This is a genomic window from Micromonospora sp. DT46 (assembly GCF_049841735.1).
Classification (GTDB): Bacteria; Actinomycetota; Actinomycetes; order Mycobacteriales; family Micromonosporaceae; genus Micromonospora; species Micromonospora reichwaldensis.
In genome coordinates this window covers 228,577-249,619 of the sequence record NZ_JBNCKW010000007.1, presented here as the reverse complement: position 1 = coordinate 249,619, position 21,043 = coordinate 228,577, and the positions used below count along the sequence as shown (strand labels likewise).

General features: G+C 71.8%; 12 protein-coding genes. 9 read left to right on the top strand and 3 right to left on the bottom strand.

Annotated features, from left to right (window positions below; translation table 11 throughout):
* The first annotated feature begins 9 nt into the window (after positions 1–9).
* From ACLQ20_RS21015 to ACLQ20_RS21000, 4 genes are read left to right on the top strand one after another with little or no spacing between them, the layout of a single operon-like run.
* Complete coding sequence (locus ACLQ20_RS21015; protein ID WP_425857365.1) at positions 10–6,711, top strand: amino acid adenylation domain-containing protein; 6,702 nt, start codon at positions 10–12, stop codon at positions 6,709–6,711.
* 34 nt (positions 6,712–6,745) lie between these two features.
* Complete coding sequence (locus ACLQ20_RS21010; protein ID WP_358118527.1) at positions 6,746–9,460, top strand: amino acid adenylation domain-containing protein; 2,715 nt, start codon at positions 6,746–6,748, stop codon at positions 9,458–9,460.
* Positions 9,457–10,731, top strand: a complete 1,275-nt coding sequence (locus ACLQ20_RS21005; RefSeq protein ID WP_225851844.1) for an MFS transporter — start codon at positions 9,457–9,459, stop codon at positions 10,729–10,731. The genes ACLQ20_RS21010 and ACLQ20_RS21005 overlap by 4 nt, the downstream gene beginning before the upstream one ends.
* Entirely contained in the window at positions 10,728–13,064 is a 2,337-nt protein-coding gene (locus tag ACLQ20_RS21000) for a penicillin acylase family protein (RefSeq protein WP_425857363.1), read from the top strand. The genes ACLQ20_RS21005 and ACLQ20_RS21000 overlap by 4 nt, the downstream gene beginning before the upstream one ends.
* A 28-nt stretch (positions 13,065–13,092) precedes the next feature.
* Here ACLQ20_RS21000 and tsaD read toward each other — a convergent pair whose 3' ends face one another.
* From tsaD to ACLQ20_RS20985, 3 genes are all read right to left on the bottom strand, one after another.
* Positions 13,093–14,130, bottom strand: a complete 1,038-nt coding sequence (gene tsaD, locus ACLQ20_RS20995; protein ID WP_151452289.1) for a tRNA (adenosine(37)-N6)-threonylcarbamoyltransferase complex transferase subunit TsaD — start codon at positions 14,128–14,130, stop codon at positions 13,093–13,095.
* A gap of 2 nt (positions 14,131–14,132) precedes the next feature.
* Positions 14,133–14,681: a peptide deformylase gene (gene def / locus ACLQ20_RS20990; protein WP_151452288.1), complete on the bottom strand. Its 549-nt coding sequence runs from the start codon at positions 14,679–14,681 to the stop codon at positions 14,133–14,135.
* A 204-nt stretch (positions 14,682–14,885) separates the two neighbouring features.
* Positions 14,886–15,320 carry a Fur family transcriptional regulator gene (locus tag ACLQ20_RS20985; RefSeq protein WP_192581202.1) on the bottom strand — a complete coding sequence of 145 codons (435 nt, stop codon included), beginning with the start codon at positions 15,318–15,320 and terminating at the stop codon, positions 14,886–14,888.
* Positions 15,321–15,427: 107 nt separating this feature from the next.
* Between ACLQ20_RS20985 and ACLQ20_RS20980 the strand changes: the two genes are divergently transcribed.
* From ACLQ20_RS20980 to ACLQ20_RS20960, 5 genes are all read left to right on the top strand, one after another.
* Complete coding sequence (locus ACLQ20_RS20980; protein WP_151452286.1) at positions 15,428–16,042, top strand: superoxide dismutase; 615 nt, start codon at positions 15,428–15,430, stop codon at positions 16,040–16,042.
* 5 nt (positions 16,043–16,047) lie between these two features.
* Entirely contained in the window at positions 16,048–16,308 is a 261-nt protein-coding gene (locus tag ACLQ20_RS20975) for a superoxide dismutase (protein WP_327028916.1), read from the top strand.
* Between the two features lie 167 nt (positions 16,309–16,475).
* Positions 16,476–19,121, top strand: coding sequence for an alanine--tRNA ligase (gene alaS, locus ACLQ20_RS20970; protein WP_151452373.1), 2,646 nt, complete (start codon positions 16,476–16,478; stop codon positions 19,119–19,121).
* A gap of 85 nt (positions 19,122–19,206) precedes the next feature.
* Positions 19,207–19,890, top strand: coding sequence for a hypothetical protein (locus tag ACLQ20_RS20965; protein WP_192581201.1), 684 nt, complete (start codon positions 19,207–19,209; stop codon positions 19,888–19,890).
* Between the two features lie 326 nt (positions 19,891–20,216).
* Positions 20,217–21,023: a M23 family metallopeptidase gene (locus ACLQ20_RS20960; protein ID WP_327028915.1), complete on the top strand. Its 807-nt coding sequence runs from the start codon at positions 20,217–20,219 to the stop codon at positions 21,021–21,023.
* The last annotated feature ends 20 nt before the right edge of the window (positions 21,024–21,043 follow it).

The window sequence follows — 21,043 nt, the reverse complement described above, 5'->3', positions numbered from 1 at the left end:
GCGGAGATGATGACTGCTTCCGATGGTGCCGTCGGTAATCTGGTGGAGTCGTTCGACGAGGTCGTCCGACGTGACCCGGACAGCATCGCGGTGTGCTGCGGCGACCGGCGGATGTCGTACGCCGAGGTGGCCGCCCGCTCGACGGCGCTCGCCGCGGCGATCAGGGCGCGGGTCGACGACCCGTCGCGTCCGGTGCTGCTGCTCCTGCCGCGTTCGGTGGACATGGTGGTCGCGAGCCTGGCCGTGCTGCGGGTCGGCGCGGCGTACGTGCCGGTCGACCCGTCCACCCCCGCCGCCCGGCTGAGAATGATCGTGGCGGACGCGGCGCCCTCGGTGGTGTTGACGACTTCCGAGCTGGCGGAGCTGCTGCCGCCGGACACCCCGGTGATGGGGCCGCAGGACGTCACGGAGGACCGCAGCGACGACACCGGCGGGCGGTGCCCCGCGGCGTGGGACACCCGCGCCTACGTGATCTACACCTCGGGCACCACCGGGCGGCCGAAGGGCGTGGAGGTCAGCCACGGCAACGTGCTGCGCCTGATCCGGGCCACCCAGCCGCAGTTCGGCTTCGGCGCCGGGGACGTCTGGACGATGTTCCACTCGTTCGCCTTCGACTTCTCCGTCTGGGAGATGTGGGGCGCGCTGCTGTCCGGTGGCCGGCTGGTCGTCGTGGGACAGGACGTCGCACGGGACCCGGTGGCCTTCCGGGCGTTGCTCGCCGACGAACAGGTGACGATGCTCAGCCAGACCCCCACCGCCTTCAACAGCCTGGTGGCGCACGAGGTCTCCCGGCCCGACAGGCTGCCGCTGAAGTGGGTGGTCTTCGGCGGCGAGGCGCTGCGCTTCGGTGACCTCCGGCCCTGGGTGGACAGGTACGGCGACCAGCAGCCGCAGCTGGTCAACATGTACGGCATCACGGAGACGACGGTCCACTCCTCGTACCGCAGGGTCCTGGCGGCCGATCTGACGAGCACGGCCAGCCTCATCGGCCGTCCGCTGGCGGACCTCGGTTTCCTGCTCGGGGACGAGCAGGGCCGGCCGGTGGCCCCGGGCCAGACCGGCGAGATCATCGTGACCGGACCGGGGGTGGCCACCGGATACCTGGGCCAGCCCGGAGCGACCGCTGAGCGGTTCCTCGACCTGACCGTCGACGGCAGGCCCGTGCGGGGATACCGGTCCGGTGACCTCGCGCGGCTGACCCCCGCCGGGGAGTACGAGTACCTGGGGCGGGCCGACGACCAGGTCAAGATCCGTGGGCACCGGGTCGAGCTCGGGGAGATCCACGCGGCGCTGAGCGCGGTACCCGGCGTCGAGCAGGTCGCGGTGACCGTCCGTCGGGCGCGCCCGCAGCGCAATCCGGTGGTGAAGCAGGAGGCGGTGTCCGGGCGGATCTCCTCGGTCCGCAGTCTCGTCCGGGCCGGGCAGCCGGCGTCGGGCGCCGGCAACGACCGGACGCAGATCGTCGCGTACGTGACCCACGACCCCGGCTGCGAGCTGGGCGAGATCCCGGAACTGCTGCGGGCGAGCCTGCCGTCGTACATGCTTCCGGCGTTCGTCGTCCCGGTGCCGGAGATTCCCGTGAACGCCAACGGGAAGGCCGACTTCACGCTCCTGCCCGCACCCACCCCGGCCAACCAGCTCCGGGCGCCGATGGCTACGGAGGCGGTCGCCGACGCCTCGACGGCGACGGTGGAACGGGCGATCTGCGCGCTGTTCGAGGAGGTGCTCGGCGTCGAGGGGGTGGGACCCGACGACTCCTTCTTCGGCATCGGCGGGGACTCCATCATCGCGGTGCAGCTGCGTGCGGCGGCGGCGAACCGCGGGATGACGCTGGACCTGGCCGACATCTACGAGCTGAAGACGCCCCGTGCGCTGGCCACGTACGCGGTCACCACGGACGAGTCGACCGACCCGCCGGTCGAGCCGTTCAGCCTCATCGACCCGGCGGACCGGGCGCACCTGCCGGCCGACGCGGTGGACGCCTACCCGTTGGCCACCCTCCAGGCCGGCGTGCTGTTCCACAGCGCGTACGCCGAGGGCGTCAACATGTACTGCGACATCTTCATGTTCCGGTTGCGCGCGGGGTTCGACCACGACGCCATGAGCCGCGCGCTCGCGCGGGTGACCGAGCGCCACGAGATCCTGCGGACGTCGTTCCACCTGTCCGGCTTCTCGCAACCGCTCCAGGTCGTCCACGCGCGGGCCCGGACCCCACTGAACGTGACGGACCTGAGCCGGTTCGACGAGGATCGGCAGCTGGCCGAGTTCGAGGCCTGGCAACGTCGGGAGATGAGCAACCCGTACGACTGGGCGCAGCCGCCACTGGTGCGGTTCACGGCGCACCTGCTCGGCCCGGACGAGTTCATGTTCTCCATGAGCTTCCACGACACGATGTTCGACGGGTGGAGCGAGACGTCGCTGCTCGCGGAGATCCTCGTCGACTACTGGCAGGACCTGCAGGGCATCGCGTCGCACGACCGTGCCCTGCCCGTCCGCCGGTACGCCCACTTCATCGCCGAGGAACAGGCCGTGCTCCGCGACGAGGCGGTGCGGGAGTTCTGGCGGCAGGAACTGGCCGACGTCGAGCCGAGCCTGCTGCCCCGCCTCGCCCGGGGCTCCGGCGCCGTCCACGAGGGGCGGATGGGCTTCCTCAGCGTGGACCTCCCGGCGGAACTCTCCGACCGCCTGCACCAGCTCGCCGCCGCCTGCGGGGTGTCGGTCAAACACGTGGTGATGGCCGTCCAGGCGCGGGTGGTGATGGCGCTCACGGGACGCGACGACGTCGTGCTGGGCGTCGCCGCCAACGGGCGGATCGAGGAGGAGGGTGGCACCGAGGTCATCGGCCTGCACCTCAACCTCGTACCCTTCCGGTTCCGGCCGCGGGGTCGCACCTGGCGCGACCTGATCGCGGCGACCAGCGACAAGGAGCGGGAACTGCTGCCGGTGCGGCGCTTCCCGCACGCCGAGATGCTCCGTCTCGCCGGCGTGCCCGAGCTGACCGACATCATGTTCAACTACACCCACTTCCACGGCTACGAACGGCTCGCCCACGCCACCGGCATCGAGGTGGTCGACGGCTTCGGCTACATCCAGACGAACTTCACCCTGCGGGCCGAGTTCAACAAGGACCCGTTCAGTCGACTGCTCACGCTCGACCTCGAAGCGAACATGGAGCGGATCTCGGAGGACCAGCTCCACGAGGTGGCGGACATCTTCCTGCGGGCGCTGACCAGCGTCGTCGACCAGCCCGACGACGAGCCGACGCAGGTCGCGCTGCTCGGTGAGCAGCGGTACCGGGCGTTGGTGGAGATCTCACGCGGGCCGGTCGAGCCGGCGACGGCCACGGGCTTCCTCGAACGGATGGCCCATTCGGTGCGGACGTTCCCCGACGAGGTGGCCGCCGTCTGCCGCGGCCGCGAGATCACCTACCGGGAGCTCGCCGCGCACGTCGAGCGGGCGGCCGGATGGTTGCGTGACCGGCAGGTGGGCCACGGCACCGTGGTCGGCCTGGCCAGCGGCCGGAACATCGACTACCTCGTCGTCACCCTCGCCATCCTCCGCCTCGGCGCGGTGTACCTGCCGCTGCCGCAGGGCCCGGCCGCACGCGTCGCCCGCATGGTCGGGCGGGCGGAGGCGAGGCTGGTGGTGTCCGACGAGACGCACCGCGCCGCGTTGGCCGCGATCGGTGAGGTCGAGCTGGTCGATCTGGCGGACGTCCTCGCCGCCGCCGGCACGCCGGCCGGGCTCGGCCCCGCACCGGGCGGTCGGGACAGCGCGTACGTCCTCTTCACCTCGGGATCCACGGGCGACCCCAAGGGCGCCCTGATCCGGCACGACGGCATGCTCAACCACATCGACGCCAAGATCCAGCAACTGGACCTGCGGCCCGGCGACCGGCTGGCCCAGGACGCCGCCGCCACCTTCGACATCTCCGTCTGGCAACTCCTCGCGCCGCTCGCCGTCGGCGCCACGACCGTGATCTACCCGGACGAGATCGGCCAGGACGCGGCGTCGCTGCTGCGGGCCGTGGCCGAGGACGGGGTCACCGTGCTGGAGGTGACGCCCTCCGTGCTCAACATCATGTGCGCCGAACTCGCGTTCTACGGCGTCGACGCGTTCCCCCCGTTCCGCCTGCGCTGGGTCGCCTCGCAGGCGGAGACCCTGACCCCGCAGTCCGCCAACACGTTCCGCCGGCTGCTGCCCGGGGTGGGACTGCTGAACATGTGGGGGGCGACCGAGACGTCCGACGACGTCCTGCACCACCTCGTCGCGGCGGACGTCGACGAGCGGGACGCCTCCGTCCCCCTCGGACGGCCCGCGCGCAACACCGCCCTGTACGTGCTGGACGGCGCCCGGGAGCCGGTGCCCACCGGCACGCCGGGTGAGCTGTACGCCGGCGGCGTCTGCGTCGGCGGCGGCTACGTCAACGACCCCGACCGGACCGCCGCGGTCTTCGTCGGCGACCCCTTCGCCGGCGACGGGGACGGGGACGGGGACGGGGACGGCATCATGTACCGCACCGGTGACCGTGGCCGCCGGTTGGCGGACGGCTCGGTGGAGTTCCTCGGCCGGACCGACAACCAGCTCAAGATCAGAGGGAACCGGGTCGAACTGGACGAGGTCAGTCGGGCCCTCGCCGGCGTCGAGGGCGTCCAGGAGAGCGTCGTGATCGTCCGGCAGTCCGCCGACGGCGGCAAGCAACTCGCGGGCTTCTTCGTACCGGAGGTGGTCTCCGGCGGCGCCGGCGGTGCGACCGAGGGCTCCCTGGTCCGCCGGGACCTGCGGCCCGAGGAGGTGCGCTCCGGGCTCAGCCAGGTCCTGCCACGCAACGCCATCCCGGACTTCCTCGTCCGCGTCGACCAGTTGCCGCGTACGAGCCACGGCAAGGTCGACACCCGCGCGCTGGCGGCGACGGCCCTGTCCCCGGTCGACGAACCGACCGAGGAGAACTCCGCCCCGATGACCCCGACGGAGGAGGCCGTCGCCGAGATCTGGGCCTCCGTGCTCGCCGGTCGCCGGCCCGGGCCCCAGGTCAGCTTCTTCGACCTGGGCGGCCACTCCCTGCACGCGACGCAGGTCCTCGCCCGGCTGGGGGACCGCCTCGGGGTCCGCCTGCCGATCCGGGAACTGTTCGAGAACCCGACGCTGCGGGGTTTCGCCGCCCGGGTCGAGGCGGCGCTGACCGACGACCGGGAGTCGGAGGTGCCGATCCCGGCGAGGCCCGCCGGCCTGCGGGAGTTCCCGCTGTCCATGGCGCAGTCGAGCCTCTGGTACCTCGACCAGATCGACTCCGACGGCGCCTACACCGACGGGTACCTCCTGCATCTGCGCGGTGACCTCGACGTGACGGCGCTGCGGGCGGCCGTCGACCGGCTCGTCGCGCGGCACGAGGTGTTGTCCAGCCGGATCGTCGAACGCGACGGCGTGCCGTTGCTGGTCGTGGACCCCGATGCGAAGCCGCGCCTGCGGGTCCGGGAGGTCACCGACGGCGTGGTCGCGGAGGGGGACACCGAGGCGATGATGGAGTACGTCCGGCAGCGGGCGACGCGACGCATCGACCTCGGTGGCGTGCTGACCCGGGCCACCCTGTACCGCTTCGCCGACCGGGACCACGTGCTCGAATGGACGAGCCACCACGTGGTCACCGACGGCTGGTCCAACGAGCTGATCCTGCGGGAGATCGCGGAGTCGTACGCGGCCCACCGGGCGGGTCGGGAGGCGGACCTGGCCCCGCTCCCGATCCAGTACGGCGACTACTCCCGCTGGCAGCAGGACTACCTCGAATCGGCGCCGGCCCGACGCGACGGCGACTTCTGGCGGTCCTACCTGAAGGGCTACGACGGGGAACTCGCCCTCGCGACCGACCTGGAGCGGACCGAGGACCGCGCGCGGGCCGCGGGCCGGCGCCGCCGGGAGTGGGACGAGTCCTTCTCCGCCGAGGTGCGGGCGTTCGCGCAGCAGCACAACGTGACCCTCTTCATGGTCGTGCACGCCGTCAGCGCGGTGCTGATGGCCAAGCTCGCCCAGCAGTCGGACGTGGTGATCGGCGCGGCCGTCGCCGGTCGGCACCCGGCTGAGACGAGGGACCTCGTCGGCTTCTTCGCCAACACCGTGCCGTTCCGCTACCAGGTCGACCCGGAGCACAGCGCGCGGGCCGTCGTCGCATCGGTCCGGGACAGCGCCCTGAACGCCCTGGACCACCAGAGCCTGCCGTTGCAGAAGATCGTGGACCTCGTGGGAGCACCCCGTCGACCCGGGGTGAACCCCCTGGTGCAGGTCGTGGTCTCCGTCGCCCGGTCGATGCACGGTGTCGCCGCGCTGCCGGGCCTGGACACGAGCGTGACCCCGTTGGGCGCGCAGACGAGTCGCTTCGACCTGTTGCTGCACTTCACCGACGAGGACCGGATCGGGCTGACCATCGAGTACGACCGGTCGCTGTTCACCCCGGAGGCCGTCGACCGGCTGGCCGGGGCGGCCGACCGGCTGCTGAGGTTCTTCCTGGGCAGCCCGGACCGGCCGGTGGAGGAGGCGACGCTCGTCGACGACAAGGACCGCGGGGCGCTCGGGGAGATCTGGCGGGAGGTGAGCGGCCAGTCCCTGGAGATCGACCACCGCGCGACGGCGACGCTCATCGACTCCCCGCACTGGGGCGCGTACGTGTCGCGGGTCGAAGCGGCAGGGCTGATCGTCCCGCTGGTGCTCGCCCTGTGAGGACCAGCGGGACGAAACCTGGGGAGAGATGCTCATGACGTCGACCGATCGCGCGCTACGGCTGCGTCGGCGGCTCGCCGGACGCCGCGAGGTGTCCACACCGGAGGTCGGCCCGGCCGCCACCGCACCGGTCACCGCCGACAACCTCGTCGCCGCCTTCGACGAGGTCGCCGGACGGCACCCCGACCGGGTCGCCGTCCGCTGCGACCGGCAGGCCCTGACGTACCGGGAACTGGCCGCCGCCTCCCGGGCCCTGGCCGGCCGGATCGCGACTGTCGCGCCGCCCGGTCGGCCGGTCGGCGTGCTGCTGCCGCGCTCGGCGCGGATGATCGTGGCGGCGCTGGCGGTGCTCCGCACGGGGGCCGCGTACCTGCCGCTCGACCCGGAGGCGCCCGCCGTCCGTACCGGCACGATCGTCGGTGACGCGGCGCCGTCCCTCGTGATCACCACGGGTGCGCTGGCCGGCTCCCTGCCCGCGACGGCTGCGGCTGTCCTGCTCGACGCGCCGGACAACGGCGGGGAGCAGCCGGACCCGCCCGCCGCACCGGCCCGCCCGATCGCGCCCACCGACCGGGCGTACGTCATCCACACCTCGGGCACGACCGGCCGTCCCAAGGGCATCGAGGTCTCCCACGCCAACGTCCTGCGCCTGATCGGCACCACGCAGCCACTGTTCGGGTTCGGGCCGGGCGACGTGTGGACCATGGCCCACTCGTTCGCCTTCGACTTCTCGGTGTGGGAGATGTGGGGGGCGCTGCTCACCGGCGGGTGTGTGGTCGTCGTCGAGGGCGAGGTCATGCGGGACCCGGTGGCCCTGCGGCGCCTGCTGCGGGCGGAGCGGGTCACGATGCTCAGCCAGACGCCCACCGCCTTCAGTGCGCTGGCGGCCCAGGAGGACGAGTACGACGACCGGCTGCCGTTGCGGTGGGTGGTCTTCGGCGGTGAGGCGCTCCGGTTCGCGGACCTGCGGCCGTGGGTCGCCAAGTACGGCGACGCCGGGCCCGAACTGGTCAACATGTACGGGATCACCGAGACCACCGTCCACGCGTCGTACCGCCGGATCCTCGCCCCCGACCTCGCCGGCACGACCAGCCTGATCGGCGCGCCACTTCCCGACCTCGACTTCCTGCTGTGGGACGAGGACGACCAGCCGGTCGCCGACGGCGGGATCGGGCAGATCATCGTCACGGGCGCGGGCGTGGCCCTCGGATACCTGGGGCAGCCGGAACTCACCGCGCAGCGGTTCGTCACCGTCACCGACGCGCAGGGCCGGCCGGTACGCGGATACCGCTCCGGGGACCTCGCCCGGCGGACGCCCTCCGGCGAGTACGAGTACCACGGGCGCAACGACGACCAGATCAAGATCCGCGGCTACCGCCTGGAGCTGGGGGAGGTGCACGCCGCCCTGCTCGCCCTGCCCGGGGTACGGCAGGCCGCGGTGGTGCCGCACACCGCACCCGGCACGGGAACGCGGCTGGTGGCGTACGTCGTCGGCGACGCCGGCCCGGCGCAGCTGCGCTCCCGGCTGGAGGACCGGCTTCCGGCGTACGCCGTTCCGTCCGCGTTCGTCGCCGTCGACGCGCTGCCGCGCACCGCCAACGGCAAACTCGACCGGGCAGCCCTGCCCGATCCCGGCCCCGTCCTGACGCCACACGTGCCCGCGGGCGTCGACGACGTCACGCGGTCCCTGCTGACGATCCTGGCCGAGCTGCTGCCCGGCACCGAGGTCGAACCGGACACCGACTTCTTCCGGCAGGGCGGGAACTCCCTGCTGGCGACCCGCCTGCTGGCCGCCGTACGCCGGCAGTTCGGTGTCGTCGTCCCGCTGCGCGACTTCCTGCGGGCGCCGACGGTACGGGCGGTGGCGGGCGCGGTCCGCCGGGCCCGGCAGGCCGGCCCGGGTGCGGCGTCCCGCCGCCCGGTCGACCTGTTGCCGCTGGGGGACTCCGCGGCGGGCCGGGCGCCCGTGGTGGCGCTGCCCGGCGTCTTCGGGATCGCAGCCTCGATGGCGCGGCTGTCGACGCACGTCCGGGGCCGCCCGTTCCACGCCCTGCACACCCGGGACCTCCTCCGGGCCCAGGACGGCACGCCGTCCTCCGCCGTGGCCGCGCAGGCGTGCCTGACCGAGCTGCTGCCCGTCGTCGATCCCGGGGTCCACCTCGTCGGACACTCCCTGGGTGGGGCGATGGCGCTGCACCTCGCCCACGCGGTACGGGCGGCCGGCCACCAGGTGCGGAGCATCACCCTGCTCGACGCGCCGAGCCCACGCTGTCTCCACCAGCGCCTCTCCGAGGAGCACCGGGCCCAGCTGGTCGCCTTCCTCTCCGACGTGGCCCTCGCGTTTCCCGAGCACACCCGCCGGTGGCGCGAGCTCTCCCCGCAGTCCGCAGCCGGGATGGCCGACACGGAACTGCTGCGGTGGGCCGCCTCCACCGCGGCGCCCGCGCTGGCTGCCACGATCGGCGGGCTCGCCCACGCCTTCGAGGACTACCGGACGATGGGACGGATCATGGCAGAGCCCGCGCCTGCACTGGCCGTGCCCGCGCTGCTCCTGGTGGCGGGCCTGGAGAGGTCCACCGACGACGGCGGGCACACCGAGGGCTGGCACCTGGTGCTGCCGAACCTGACCGAGACGGTGGTGGCCACCAGCCACGAAGGCATGCTGCGTGAGCCCGGAGCGGCGACCGTCGCCGAGGCAATGACCGAATTCCAGCGCCAGCAGGACAAGACGGAAGGAAATCCGAGTTGACCCGGGAACCGGCTGCGAGCGCAGCGTTCCGCCCACCGCGACTGGCCAGGATCCTCGTCGGCGGTTCCGGCGTGATGAGCCTGGCCAACGGCGTGACGATTCCCTTCCTCACCATCTACCTCCGCAACGAACTCGGCCTGTCCGTCTCGGCGGTCGGCCTGGTCATCGGCTCCTCCGTGCTCTTCGGCATCTCCGGTGGGTTCCTCGGCGGCGCGCTCTCCGACATCGTGGGCCGCCGCCGGGTCCTGCTCTCCTGCCTGCTGGTGGTGATCGGCAGCTTCGTCGGGTTCTACTTCGCCCGCGACGCCGCGACGGCGTTCGCCTTCAACGCGTCCATGGCGTTCGCCACCAGTGCCTTCAGCCCGGTCGCGAAGGTACTCATCAGCGACCTGCTCCCCGTCGCGCTGCGGGTGAAGTGGTTCTCCTACCAGTACCTCGCGATCAACGCCGGCTACGCCGTCGGTCCGCTGATCGGCGTGGCCCTCGGGCTCACCGGCGCCCGGCTCTCGTTCCCCGCCGCCGCCGGCGTGTACCTGGTCTACCTCGCCGTCCTCTGGGCGGCCACGCGGCAACTGCCACGGCCGTCCACGGGGGACGGCGGGCTGACGACGCTCGGCCGCAGCACGGGCGCCATCGTCCGGGGACTGGGCGAATCGGCCCGGGCGGTGATGTCGGACCGCCGCCTGCTCCTCCTGCTCATCGGCGCGATCCTGTTGGAGACGGTGCACAGCAGGATCTCGGTGCTGCTCGCCCAGAACTTCGTCATCGACTTCGCCGACAGCGCCCGGGTGCTCGCCGCGGTCATGACCACCAACGCGGTGGCGGTGATCGTTCTCCAGCTCTTCGCCGCCGGCTACGTGCAGCGCTACAACCCGCTGAACGCCATCACCCTCGGTGGGATCCTCACCTTCGTGGGGATGGCCGGCTTCGCGATCTCCGAGCAGATGTGGCACTACATCGTGGCGATGGTGGTGTTCACCGTCGCCGAGACCCTGATCGTGCCGTCGGAGTTCGCCCTCGTCGACCGCATCGCGCCCGAGGAACGGCGCGGAGCCTACTTCGGCGCACAGACCTTCGCGCAGGTCGGCGGGTTCACCGGACCGTTCCTCGGCAGTCTCGTCCTCGCGTCCTTCGGCGGGCCGGTCATGTTCCTCGCCATCGGCTCCCTGGCGTTGGTGAGCGTCGCGCTCTACCTGCTGGTCGGCCGGCGCATCCCCGACCTGAGCCGCCACGACACCCTCCCGGAGGCGGAGACCGAAAAGGCGTCATGAGAGCCGCGGCGGGCATCCTGCGCCTGGCCGCCTGGCCGAGCAGTCGGGCGCTCCGGCGCACCCGGGTACTTTCCGTGGCGGCCCTGCATGGGACCGTCGACATCGACCGGGACGAACGCGGCATCCCGTGGATCCGGGCGGGCGACGAGCGCGATCTCTACGTGGGCGTCGGGGTCGCGATGGCGTACGACCGGCTGTGGCAGATGGACGTCCTGCGCCGGCGGGCGACCGGACGACTGGCGGAGGTGTTCGGCGCTCGTGCCGCCGGTTCGGACGTCCTCGCCCGTACCCTCGCCTTCGAACGGGCCGCCCACCAGAGCGAGGCGCTGCTCTCACCGCCTGCCCGCGCCAACCTCGCGGCCTTCGCGCACGGGGTCGACACCGCGGTACGCCGGATGCGGCGCCGCGGGCAGCTCCCGCCCGAATTCCACCTCCTGAGGTACCGGCCGGGCCCGTGGTCGGTCGGCGACTCGCTGGCCGTCGTCAAGCAGCTCGGTTTCCACCTGGGCCGCAACCTGCAGCAGGAGGTCTTCCGTAGCCGGCTGCTGGCGGAGCGACCGGACCTCGTCCACAGCTTCCTGGCGCCGAAGTACCCGCCCGGCGGCAGCGTCACCATCAGGGCCGGCGCCCCGGCGGGGCCGGCGGCACGGCGCGGCGACACCGCGCTGCTCTCCGCGGCCGGCGCCGCCCACCTCGGCGACCTCTTCGCAGGCCGGCAGGGGAGCGGCTCGAACGCGTGGGCGGTGTCCCCGGCCAGGTCCGCCGCCGGCTTCGCCGCGCTGGCCAACGACCCGCACATCCTGTTCACCCAGCCGAGCCTCTGGTACCAGCTGGGACTGGACCTCGACGGCGAACGCGCGTACGGGGTGACGGTGCCGGGCGTGCCCGGACTGGTGATCGGCGCCAACCCGGACCTCGCGTGGGGGGTGACCAACTCCACCATCGACACCCAGGACCTGGCCGTGGGGGAGCGGCCGGACCCGACGGGAGAGCCACGGTGGTCGCAGACCAGCGTCGTCCGGGTGCGCGGCGGGAACGAGATCTCCGTGCGCGCCGCAGGCGGTACGGGATACGTCGACCTGCCGGGCCCGCGCGGTGCGGAAGCCGAGCCGGTGGCCCTCTACTGGAGTGGTCTGCACCCGTCCACCGAGGCCGAGAGCTGCCAGCGGATGTGGCGGGCGCGCGACTACCCGGCGTTCCGCGAAACCCTGCGGGGCTTCGGTGTGCCCGTGCTCAACCTCGTCGTCGCGACCCGGGACGGGACGGTCGCGCTGCGGACGGCCGGAATCGTGCCCCGCCGGGACCGTCGGGAGGCCCTCGCCCCGGCCAGCGCGGCAGAGGTGGCCGCTCGCTGGACCACCACGCTCGGGTTCGACGAGCTACCGGAGGTCGTCGATCCGCCAGCGGGCTTCGTGGTCAGCGCCAACCACCAGATCCTGCCCGACGGGGTCGCCCCGCACCTGGGCAGCGACTGGGGCGGACCGTACCGGGCCGACCGGATCGAGGAACTGCTGACGGCGACCCCGACGGTCCGCCCGGACGACTTCGGCGCGTGGCAGATGGACCTGCGCAACGGTCGGGCACAGCGCATCCTGCCCACCCTGCTGAAGGCGCTCGACGAGAATCCACCGGAGTCGCCGCTGGCCGTGTTCGGCCATCAGTCGTTGGCCACCTGGGACGGCAGGGACGACGCCGATCAGGCCGCACCTCTGGTCTTCGGGGCGCTGGCCCGCGTGTTGACCGAGCGCTGGATCACCAGCCGGCTCGGTGCGGCCGTCGCCGACGCCATGACCGATGTGACCCTCCAGGTGGATCACCTGGTGATGGACGCGGACGCCCGCCGGCGGCTCGGCGAGACGGAGGAAATGCCGGTCGTCGTGGCCGACGCCCTCACCGAGGCGGCGCGTCGACTCGCCGACAGATTCGGCGACGACCCCACCGGCTGGCGTTACGGCAGGTCGAACCGGATCGCGGACCAGCATCCCCTGGCCGCGGCGTCGGACACGCTGCGTTCGCTGTACGGATCGCCCCCGACCCCGGTAAGCGGCGGCGGGCAGAGCGTCTGCCTGATGTATCCCGACCGCCACGGCCAGGTGGTCGAGGGCGCGCCCTGGCGCTTCGTCGTGGAGTTCGGCCCCTCCGGCAGCACCCGCATCCGCGACGTGCTCCGCCACGGCAGCTCGGGACATCCCCTCTCGCCGCACTACACGGACCAGACGCCGGCGCACGCCGAGGGGCGGCTGTACGAGGTACGCCTCGACAGCCCGCCGGAGGTGCGCAGCCGCCTGACCCTGGCGCCCCGGACGGCGGGGCGGTCGCATCGCGCACGGTGAAGGTGTGGCCGCCGACCCGGTCGTGTCGTCAGCGGGGACCGTGCAGGAGCGCGCCGTGCAGTACGGCGGACGGGTCGGCGCCGAGGTCGAGTGGGTCCGGGGTAGCGTCGGCGGCGGCGAGGAGGTCGCCGAGGGTGGCGATCATGGCGCCGTTGTCGGTGCAGAGCCGTGGTGAGGGGACACGCAGCCGTACGCCCGCCGTGCGGCAGCGTTGTTCGGCGAGTGCGCGCACGCGGCTGTTGGCGGCGACGCCGCCGACGAGCAGGAGGGTGTCGGCGTGGTGGTCGCGGCAGGCGGCGAGGGCCTTGCGGGTGAGGGTGTCGGCGACGGCCTCCTGGAAGGAGGCGGCGACGTCGGCCACCGGAACTGGTTGGTCGCGGCGTTGTTCGACCCAGCGGGCCACCGCGGTCTTGAGGCCGGAGAAGGAGAACCGGTAGGGCGGGTCGTGTGGGCCGGTCATCGGCCGGGGGAAGGCGATCGCGGCGGGGTCGCCGGTGCGGGCGATCCGGTCGATCGCCGGGCCGCCGGGGTAGGGCAGGCCGAGCAGGCGGGCGACCTTGTCGAATGCCTCCCCGGCGGCGTCGTCGACGGTGTCGCCGAGGTGGACGACCGGGTCACGGGCGAGGTCACCGAGGAGCAGCAGGCTGGTGTGGCCGCCGGAGACGATCAGTGCGACGCAGCGGGCGGGCAGGGGCCCGTGTTCGAGGATGTCGACGGCGGCGTGGCCGGCGAGGTGGTGTACGCCGTAGAGGGGCACGCCGAGGGTGAGGGCGTAGGCCTTGCCGGCGGCGAGGCCGACCTGTACGGCGGTGGCGAGGCCTGGGCCGGCGGTCGCGGCGACGGCGTCGATGTCGGCGAAGCCGATACCGGCGCGGTCGAGGGCGTGTGTGACCATCGGGGTGATGGCGTGCAGGTGGGCGCGGGCGGCGATCTCGGGTACGACGCCGCCGAAGCGGGCGTGCTCTTCCATGCTGGTTGCCAGGGCGTCGCCGAGCAGGACACCGTCGGCGACGATGCCGACGCCGGTCTCGTCGCAGGACGTCTCGATGCCGAGGACGATCGGCATGGTCAGGTGCCGTCGGGGGTGCCGACGCCGACGCCGGGGTGTTCGGCGCTGGCGGCCAGGATCTGCTTACGTTGCTTGATGGGGAGCCGGTCGACGTAGGCGAGGCCGTCGAGGTGGTCGACCTCGTGCTGGAAGCAGCGGGCGAGGGTGCCGGTGCCCTCCAGGCGGATCGGCTCGCCGTGCAGGTCGACTCCGGTGACGGCGGCGGTGGCGGAGCGGGCCAGGTCGGCCTGTTGTCCCGGGACGGACAGACATCCCTCGGAGTCGGTCACGAGTTCCCGGTGCTCGGGTAGGTGCAGCACCGGGTTGATCACGTGGGCGACGGTGTGGGTACCGGTGGCGTCGGGGCAGTCGACGACGAAGATCCGGGCGTCGACGCCGATCTGGTTCGCGGCCAGACCCACGCCGTGGGCGGCGTACATGCTGGCGAACATGTCGTCGACGAGCGTGGCGAGCGCGTCGTCGAAGACGGTCACCGGGGCGCACCGGCGGTGCAGCACCGGGGCGCCGTAGCGCGTGATCGGCCTCGGGGTGCCGGCATGCGTTTCCATAGTCGCCCATATTATGCAACTGCACATGAGTGGCAGTAAGGCTGGGCCGGTTGGTGGGGCATGGCCAGGTGCCAGGGCTGGACGGCGCCATCGGAGATCGGCGAGGCCGCTGCGGTTGCCCACGTCGGTTTCCGAGGGCTCGACGGGCGTGCCGTCGTGACCGGTGCCGGCATCGTGGCGGGCCGTGGACCAGCGGATTCGGCCTCAGCGAGCCGTCGTCCGGCACCGCGTACACCGTCCGTAGACGACGACGCCCGCGAGGTGCCCGCTGGGGTCCGCCTCGATGCCGGCGGCTTGCGCGGCGGCGACGCTCGCCGCGACCGCCTCGGCCGGCAGTTGTCGTATGTCGCCGCAGCCTGCGCAGACGGCGTGGTGGTGCGCGTCGTCGGCGAGACCGAAGGTGATCGTCCTGCCGATGGGCACGGTGTGCGCGATGCCGAGTTCGACCAGTTGCGCCAGGACCCGGTGCACCGTGGAAAGCTCCACGGCCAGGCCGCGGGCGAGTAGCGCGTGGTGCAGCTGGGAAGCGGTGAGGTGCCCCTGGTCGCCAACCGCACGGGCGAGCTCGTCAAGTACTCCCCGACGTGGTGCGGTGTTGCGCAGGCCCGCACGACGCAGGCGCCTCACCGCGGCGTCCACCCGGTCGGCTCCCGATGTGCTCAATCGCCACTCCTCAGCGCGTACGCACTCCTCATGTTGCAAGATAGTGGCAACAACCTAGCCTTGGCAGCAACAGAGGAGTTCTGATGGCGGTCTACAACCTGCCGGATTTGCCCTACGACTACGGCGCACTGGAGCCGGCCATGTCGGGGCAGATCCTGGAGCTGCACCACGACAAGCACCACGCCGCGTACGTCAAGGGTGCGAACGACGGCCTGGACCAGCTCGCCGAGGCCCGCGACAAGGGCGACTTCTCGAAGCTTGTCGGCCTGGAGAAGACGTTCGCCTTCAACCTGTCGGGTCACGTGCTGCACACCATCTTCTGGGGCAACCTGTCCCCGGACGGCGGCGACCGCCCGGACGGGGAGCTGGCCGCCGCGATCGATGAGCACTTCGGCTCGTTCGACGCGTTCGCCGGGCAGCTCTCCGCCGCCACGAAGAGCGTGCAGGGCTCCGGATGGGGAGTCCTGGCCTGGGAGCCGCTGGGCCAGCGGCTGATCGTGGAGCAGGTGTACGACCATCACGGCAACATCGGGCAGGGCTCCACGCCGCTGCTGGTCTTCGACGCCTGGGAGCACGCCTACTACCTGCAGTACAAGAACGTGCGGCCCGACTACGTGGACCGGCTGTGGAACCTGGTCAACTGGTCGGACGTAATCGCCCGATTCGACGCCGCCCGCGCCACGACGCCGAAGATCTGATCGGCGTGACCGAGCCCACCCCGGCTGCGGCGGAGCTGCTCCAACGGGCCGCCGGGGTCATCGCGGCCAAGCACCGCGGTGATCTCGGCGGCGCCGAGGAACTGCTCGCCGCCTTCGGCACCGAGCAGGCCAGGACCCTCGGTTTCTACCTGCTGGCAGACCTGAGCCTCGGGCTGCTCCGGGCGCAGAGCGGCCAGTCCATGGACGACCTCGTACGAGAGCTGTCCCTGCTCGTCGCCGCCACCGCCACACCACCCGAGACCTGACCCGGCTGGTCCATCGGTCGGTGTCGCCGGCACGCCATGCCGGCGACACCGACCGGATCACCGCAACCGTCGCCCGGGGTGCGTGAGCGACTGCGGGGTACCTGAAACACTCTCGCTCTGTTGCCAATAAGCTGTAGCTGCACATCATGGGCAACAAGGGGGCGTTGGTGCGGACGGCGGAGATCAAGCGGCGTTTCCTGGCGCACTTCGAGACCAACGGGCACACGGTGGTGCCGTCGGCGCCGCTGCCGGCGATAGCGGACCCGAACCTGCTGTTCATCAACGCCGGCATGGTGCAGTTCGTCCCCTACTTCCTCGGCCAGCGGGCCGCGCCGTACCGGGCCGCGACGTCGGTGCAGAAGTGCATCCGGACGCCGGACATCGACGAGGTCGGCAAGACGTCACGGCACGGCACGTTCTTCCAGATGAACGGCAACTTCTCGTTCGGCGACTACTTCAAGGCCGGCGCGATTCCGCTGGCGTGGGAGTTGTCCACCACGCCGGTCGAGCAGGGCGGTTTCGGGCTGGACCCGCAGCGGATCTGGGCGACGGTCTACCTGGACGACGACGAGGCGTACGACCTGTGGCTCGCCACCGGCGTGCCGGCGGAGCGGATCGTGCGCCGCGGCAAGGCGGACAACTTCTGGTCGATGGGCATCCCCGGTCCGGCCGGCCCCTGCTCCGAGCTGTACTACGACCGCGGCCCCGCCTACGGCGCCGAGGGCGGCCCGGAGGTCGACGAGGACCGGTACCTGGAATTCTGGAACCTCGTGTTCATGCAGTACGAGATCGCCGACGTGGCGTCGAAGACCGACTTCCGCATCGTCGGCGACCTGCCAAACAAGAACATCGACACCGGCATGGGCCTGGAGCGCATCGCCTCGATCCTGCAGGGCGTGGACAACCTCTACGAGATCGACGAGGTCCGCCCCATCCTGGCCAGAGCCGCCGACCTCACCGGCAAGCAGTACGGCGTGCACTCCGGGCAGGCCGCCACCCAGTCCCACCCCGACGACGTACGCCTGCGGGTCATCGCCGACCACGTGCGGACCTCGCTCATGCTGATCGGTGACGGGGTGACCCCGTCCAACGAGGGCCGCGGGTACGTGCTGCGCCGGATCATGCGCCGCGCCATCCGCGCCATGCGGCTGCTCGGCTGGCACGACAAGGCTCTACCCGAACTGCTGCCCGTCGCCCGCGACTGCATGGCCCCGTCGTACCCCGAACTCGCCACCGACTTCGACCGGATCTCCTCGGCCGCCTACGCCGAGGAGGACACCTTCCTCGGCACGCTGCGCGCCGGCACCACCATCCTCGACACCGCGATCACGGAAACCAAGAAGGCCGGGCGCTCCGCACTGCCCGCCGACAAGGCCTTCCAACTGCACGACACGTACGGCTTCCCGATCGACCTCACTCTCGAAATCGCCAACGAGCAGGGCCTGACCGTGGACGCCGACGGCTTCCGGGCGCTCATGACCGAGCAACGCGCCCGCGCGAAGGCCGACGCGAAGGCCCGCAAGACCGGCCACGCCGACCTGTCGGCGTACCGGTCGGTGCTCGACGCGAACGGGCCCACGCAGTGGCTGGCCTACGAGACGCTCGACACCGACTCCCGGGTCGTCGCGCTCTGGTCCGGCGGCGCGGCGGTCGATGCCGCCCACGCCGGCGACATCGTCACGGTCGCCCTGGACCAGACGCCGTTCTACGCCGAGAGCGGCGGCCAGGACTCCGACGCAGGCGCAATCACCGGCCCGAACCTGCGCGCCGAGATCATCGACGTGCAGCGACCGGTCAAGGGCCTGATCGCGCACACCGTCCGGATCCTCGACGGCAGCCTCACCGTCGGCGACGCGGTGCACGCCGCAGTCGACCCCGAATGGCGCGTCGGCGCCCGGCAGGCGCACTCCGGCACGCACGTCGTGCATGCCGCGCTGCGGCAGGTGCTCGGGCCGAACGCGTTGCAGTCCGGCTCGTACAACCGGCCCGGATACCTGCGCCTGGACTTCGCCTGGCGCGGCGGCCTCTCCGACGCCACCCGCAGCGAGATCGAGGAGGTCTCGAACCTGGCGATCCGCCGCGACCTGCCCGTCGACGTCCGCTACCTGCCGCTGGAACAGGCCCGCACCGAAGGCGCCCTGGCCCTGTTCGGCGAAACCTACGACGAGACCGTGCGGGTCGTCGAGATCGGCGGCGCATGGTCGCGTGAGCTGTGCGGCGGCACCCACGTCGACCACTCCGCGCAGATCGGCTCCCTCGCCGTCACCGGCGAATCGTCGGTCGGCGCCGGCCAACGCCGCATCGAAGCCGTCACCGGAATCGAGGCGTTCCGCTACCTCGCCCGCGAACGCGACCTCGTCACCCAACTCGCAGCCCAGCTCAAAGCCCGCCCCGACGAACTGCCCGACCGCATCACCACCCTGCTGGCACGACTCAAGCAGACCGAACGCGACGCCGACGACCTACGCGGCCGGCTCATCGACCTGGACGCCGACACCTACGCCGCCAACGCCACCGACCTCGACGGCATCGCGTACGCCGGCATCACCACCACCGGCGACGCGCGCCGCCTCGCCGAGAAGGTCCGCGACCGCCTCGGCCGCCGCCCCGGCGTCGTCGGCGTCGTCGCTGGCGCGAGCATCGTCGTCACCGTCACCCCCGCCGGCGTGCAACGCGGCCTGTCCGCCAACGACCTGATCAAACACCTCCTGGCCGGAAAAGGCGGCGGCAACGCCGCGTCCGCCCAGGGCAAGGCCAACGCGGAACCGACGGAACTGCTCGACCAGCTGCGGGACCTCACCCGCGCGGCATGACACCCGACGCCGCCGACTGACCACCACACCCACCACCCCCGGGGGTGCCGCCACCCAGGCCGAGCACCACCGCCGAAAGGAACCCATGAGCGCCGGCACCGTGGTTCGTTCCCCCGACGGTAGCGACATCGTGCTCGGCGAGGTCGGCCAGCGGGTCCTGCTCGCCAACTCCCGGGTACGGGTCTGGGAGGTGGCCCTCGCTCCAGGCGAGTGCCAGCCCTGGCACCTGCACCGCAACCCGTACCTCGTGCTCTGCCTCGACACCTCGGCCTGCCGCATGGACTGGCTCGACGGCAGCCCGCCCCGGCACATCAACGAACAGGTGGGCGGTGCTATCTACCGGCCCGTCTCCCCGGTCCACATGCTCACCAACCAGGGCCACAGCCTCTACCGCAACCGCCTCGTCGAACTGCTCGACCTCGGCGAGGAAGCCTCGGGAGAAGCACCGTACGCACTGCCCGACACGACCGACGGCTGGCCCGGGGAACCGGCCCACGGCATGGCCCTGACGACGGTGCTGGACACCGACGGGGTGCGCGTCCAGCGCCTCACGACTCCGCCCGACGACGAACACACCTGCCGCGCGGAGTCGGTGCCCCTGCTCGTCGTCGACCTGGCCGGCGGCGCGGACGCCGACACACCGCCACGGCCCGCAGTGCGCTACCTGCATCCCGGCGAGACCCACAACATCCGGAACCCGAACCGCACACCGATCGACACCCAGATCGTGGAGCTACGTTACCTGCGGGCCCTGCCCGCCGGGCAGTAGCGGCAACCGCAGCACGACCGGGACCGGTGACGGTACCGGGAGCGCAGATCCGCTGCGTACACCGACTCGCGCCACGCCGTGCCCTGCTCGACGGCGCGGAGAAAGGCTTAACGACGCTCGCACTGTCCGAGTCTTGACACCAGCGGAGCCCGATACCTTAATATCCAAGATCCCAGATGCATGCGGGCTCGCTGGTTCGCCGCCGAAGGGGTTGGTCGGCCCGTCCCGAACCAGTGACCACCCGAACGTGGGCAGAAGTCGCAATCGGTGGTCTCCTCGGTGCGGATTGTGTTTCCGGTCGTCATTCATCGCGAGCAAGGGGCCGAATGCGGACACTCGACGAAACACTGCCGGGCGACGGGGCGGAGTCGCGTCGCATCGGCCGCCGCCATCTGCTTGGTCTGGTCACCGCCACACTGGCAGCCGGCATCATTCCGGAGGCGTGGCTCGCGGAAGCCGCGTACGGCGCGACGCCGAGATGGAACCGGCCGTTCGACAAGTGGGTGCCGATCACATCCTCGTACGGGATGCGGACAGACCCGATCACCGGCGTGTCCAGGATGCACAACGGCACGGACTACAGCTACTCGGGAATCCTCGGCTATCCGATCCGTGCGATCGCGGCGGGCACCGTGACCAGCGTGTCGTACAGCGCGGGCGGCCTTGGGCACAACGCCACCATCACGCACGCCGATGGTTGGCGGAGTGTCTACGGGCACATGCGGGAGGCTCCCCGAGTCGGGACGGGCGTGCAGGTCGCCGCCGGGCAGCACATCGGCAACGTCGGATCCACCGGCCACTCCACCGGCCCGCACCTGCATCTCGAGATCTTCCAGCCGAACGGTCAGCGCGTTAACCCCGAGTCGGTTCTGACGGGTGCCCCATACGCCGGGGCGCCCGGAACTCCCCCTGAGATCGTCACTAAGGATGGACTGATGTACCTCATCTGGAGCACCGGCGGCACCGGTTACCTGGTCACCCCCAACCGGGTCATCGGTCTGCGGTCGATGGCGCACTACAACCTGTTCAAGCGGATCATCAACTCGAACCAGGCCGCCGCCCAGCCTGAGGTCTTCAACGCACTGGAGATCGACCAGATCAACGCGTACCTCAACGGGACCGTGCCTGCCTGATCCACCCGGCGGTGGCCTCG

Bases quoted from the DNA above. Each gene is read 5' to 3' on its own strand.
- ACLQ20_RS21015 (WP_425857365.1), top strand. From the start codon at position 10: ATGACTGCTTCCGATGGTGCCGTCGGTAATCTGGTGGAGTCGTTCGAC.
- ACLQ20_RS21010 (WP_358118527.1), top strand. From the start codon at position 6,746: ATGACGTCGACCGATCGCGCGCTACGGCTGCGTCGGCGGCTCGCCGGA.
- ACLQ20_RS21000 (WP_425857363.1), top strand. From the start codon at position 10,728: ATGAGAGCCGCGGCGGGCATCCTGCGCCTGGCCGCCTGGCCGAGCAGT.
- tsaD (WP_151452289.1), bottom strand. From the start codon at position 14,130: ATGCCGATCGTCCTCGGCATCGAGACGTCCTGCGACGAGACCGGCGTC.
- def (WP_151452288.1), bottom strand. From the start codon at position 14,681: ATGGAAACGCATGCCGGCACCCCGAGGCCGATCACGCGCTACGGCGCC.
- ACLQ20_RS20980 (WP_151452286.1), top strand. From the start codon at position 15,428: ATGGCGGTCTACAACCTGCCGGATTTGCCCTACGACTACGGCGCACTG.
- ACLQ20_RS20965 (WP_192581201.1), top strand. From the start codon at position 19,207: ATGAGCGCCGGCACCGTGGTTCGTTCCCCCGACGGTAGCGACATCGTG.
- ACLQ20_RS20960 (WP_327028915.1), top strand. From the start codon at position 20,217: ATGCGGACACTCGACGAAACACTGCCGGGCGACGGGGCGGAGTCGCGT.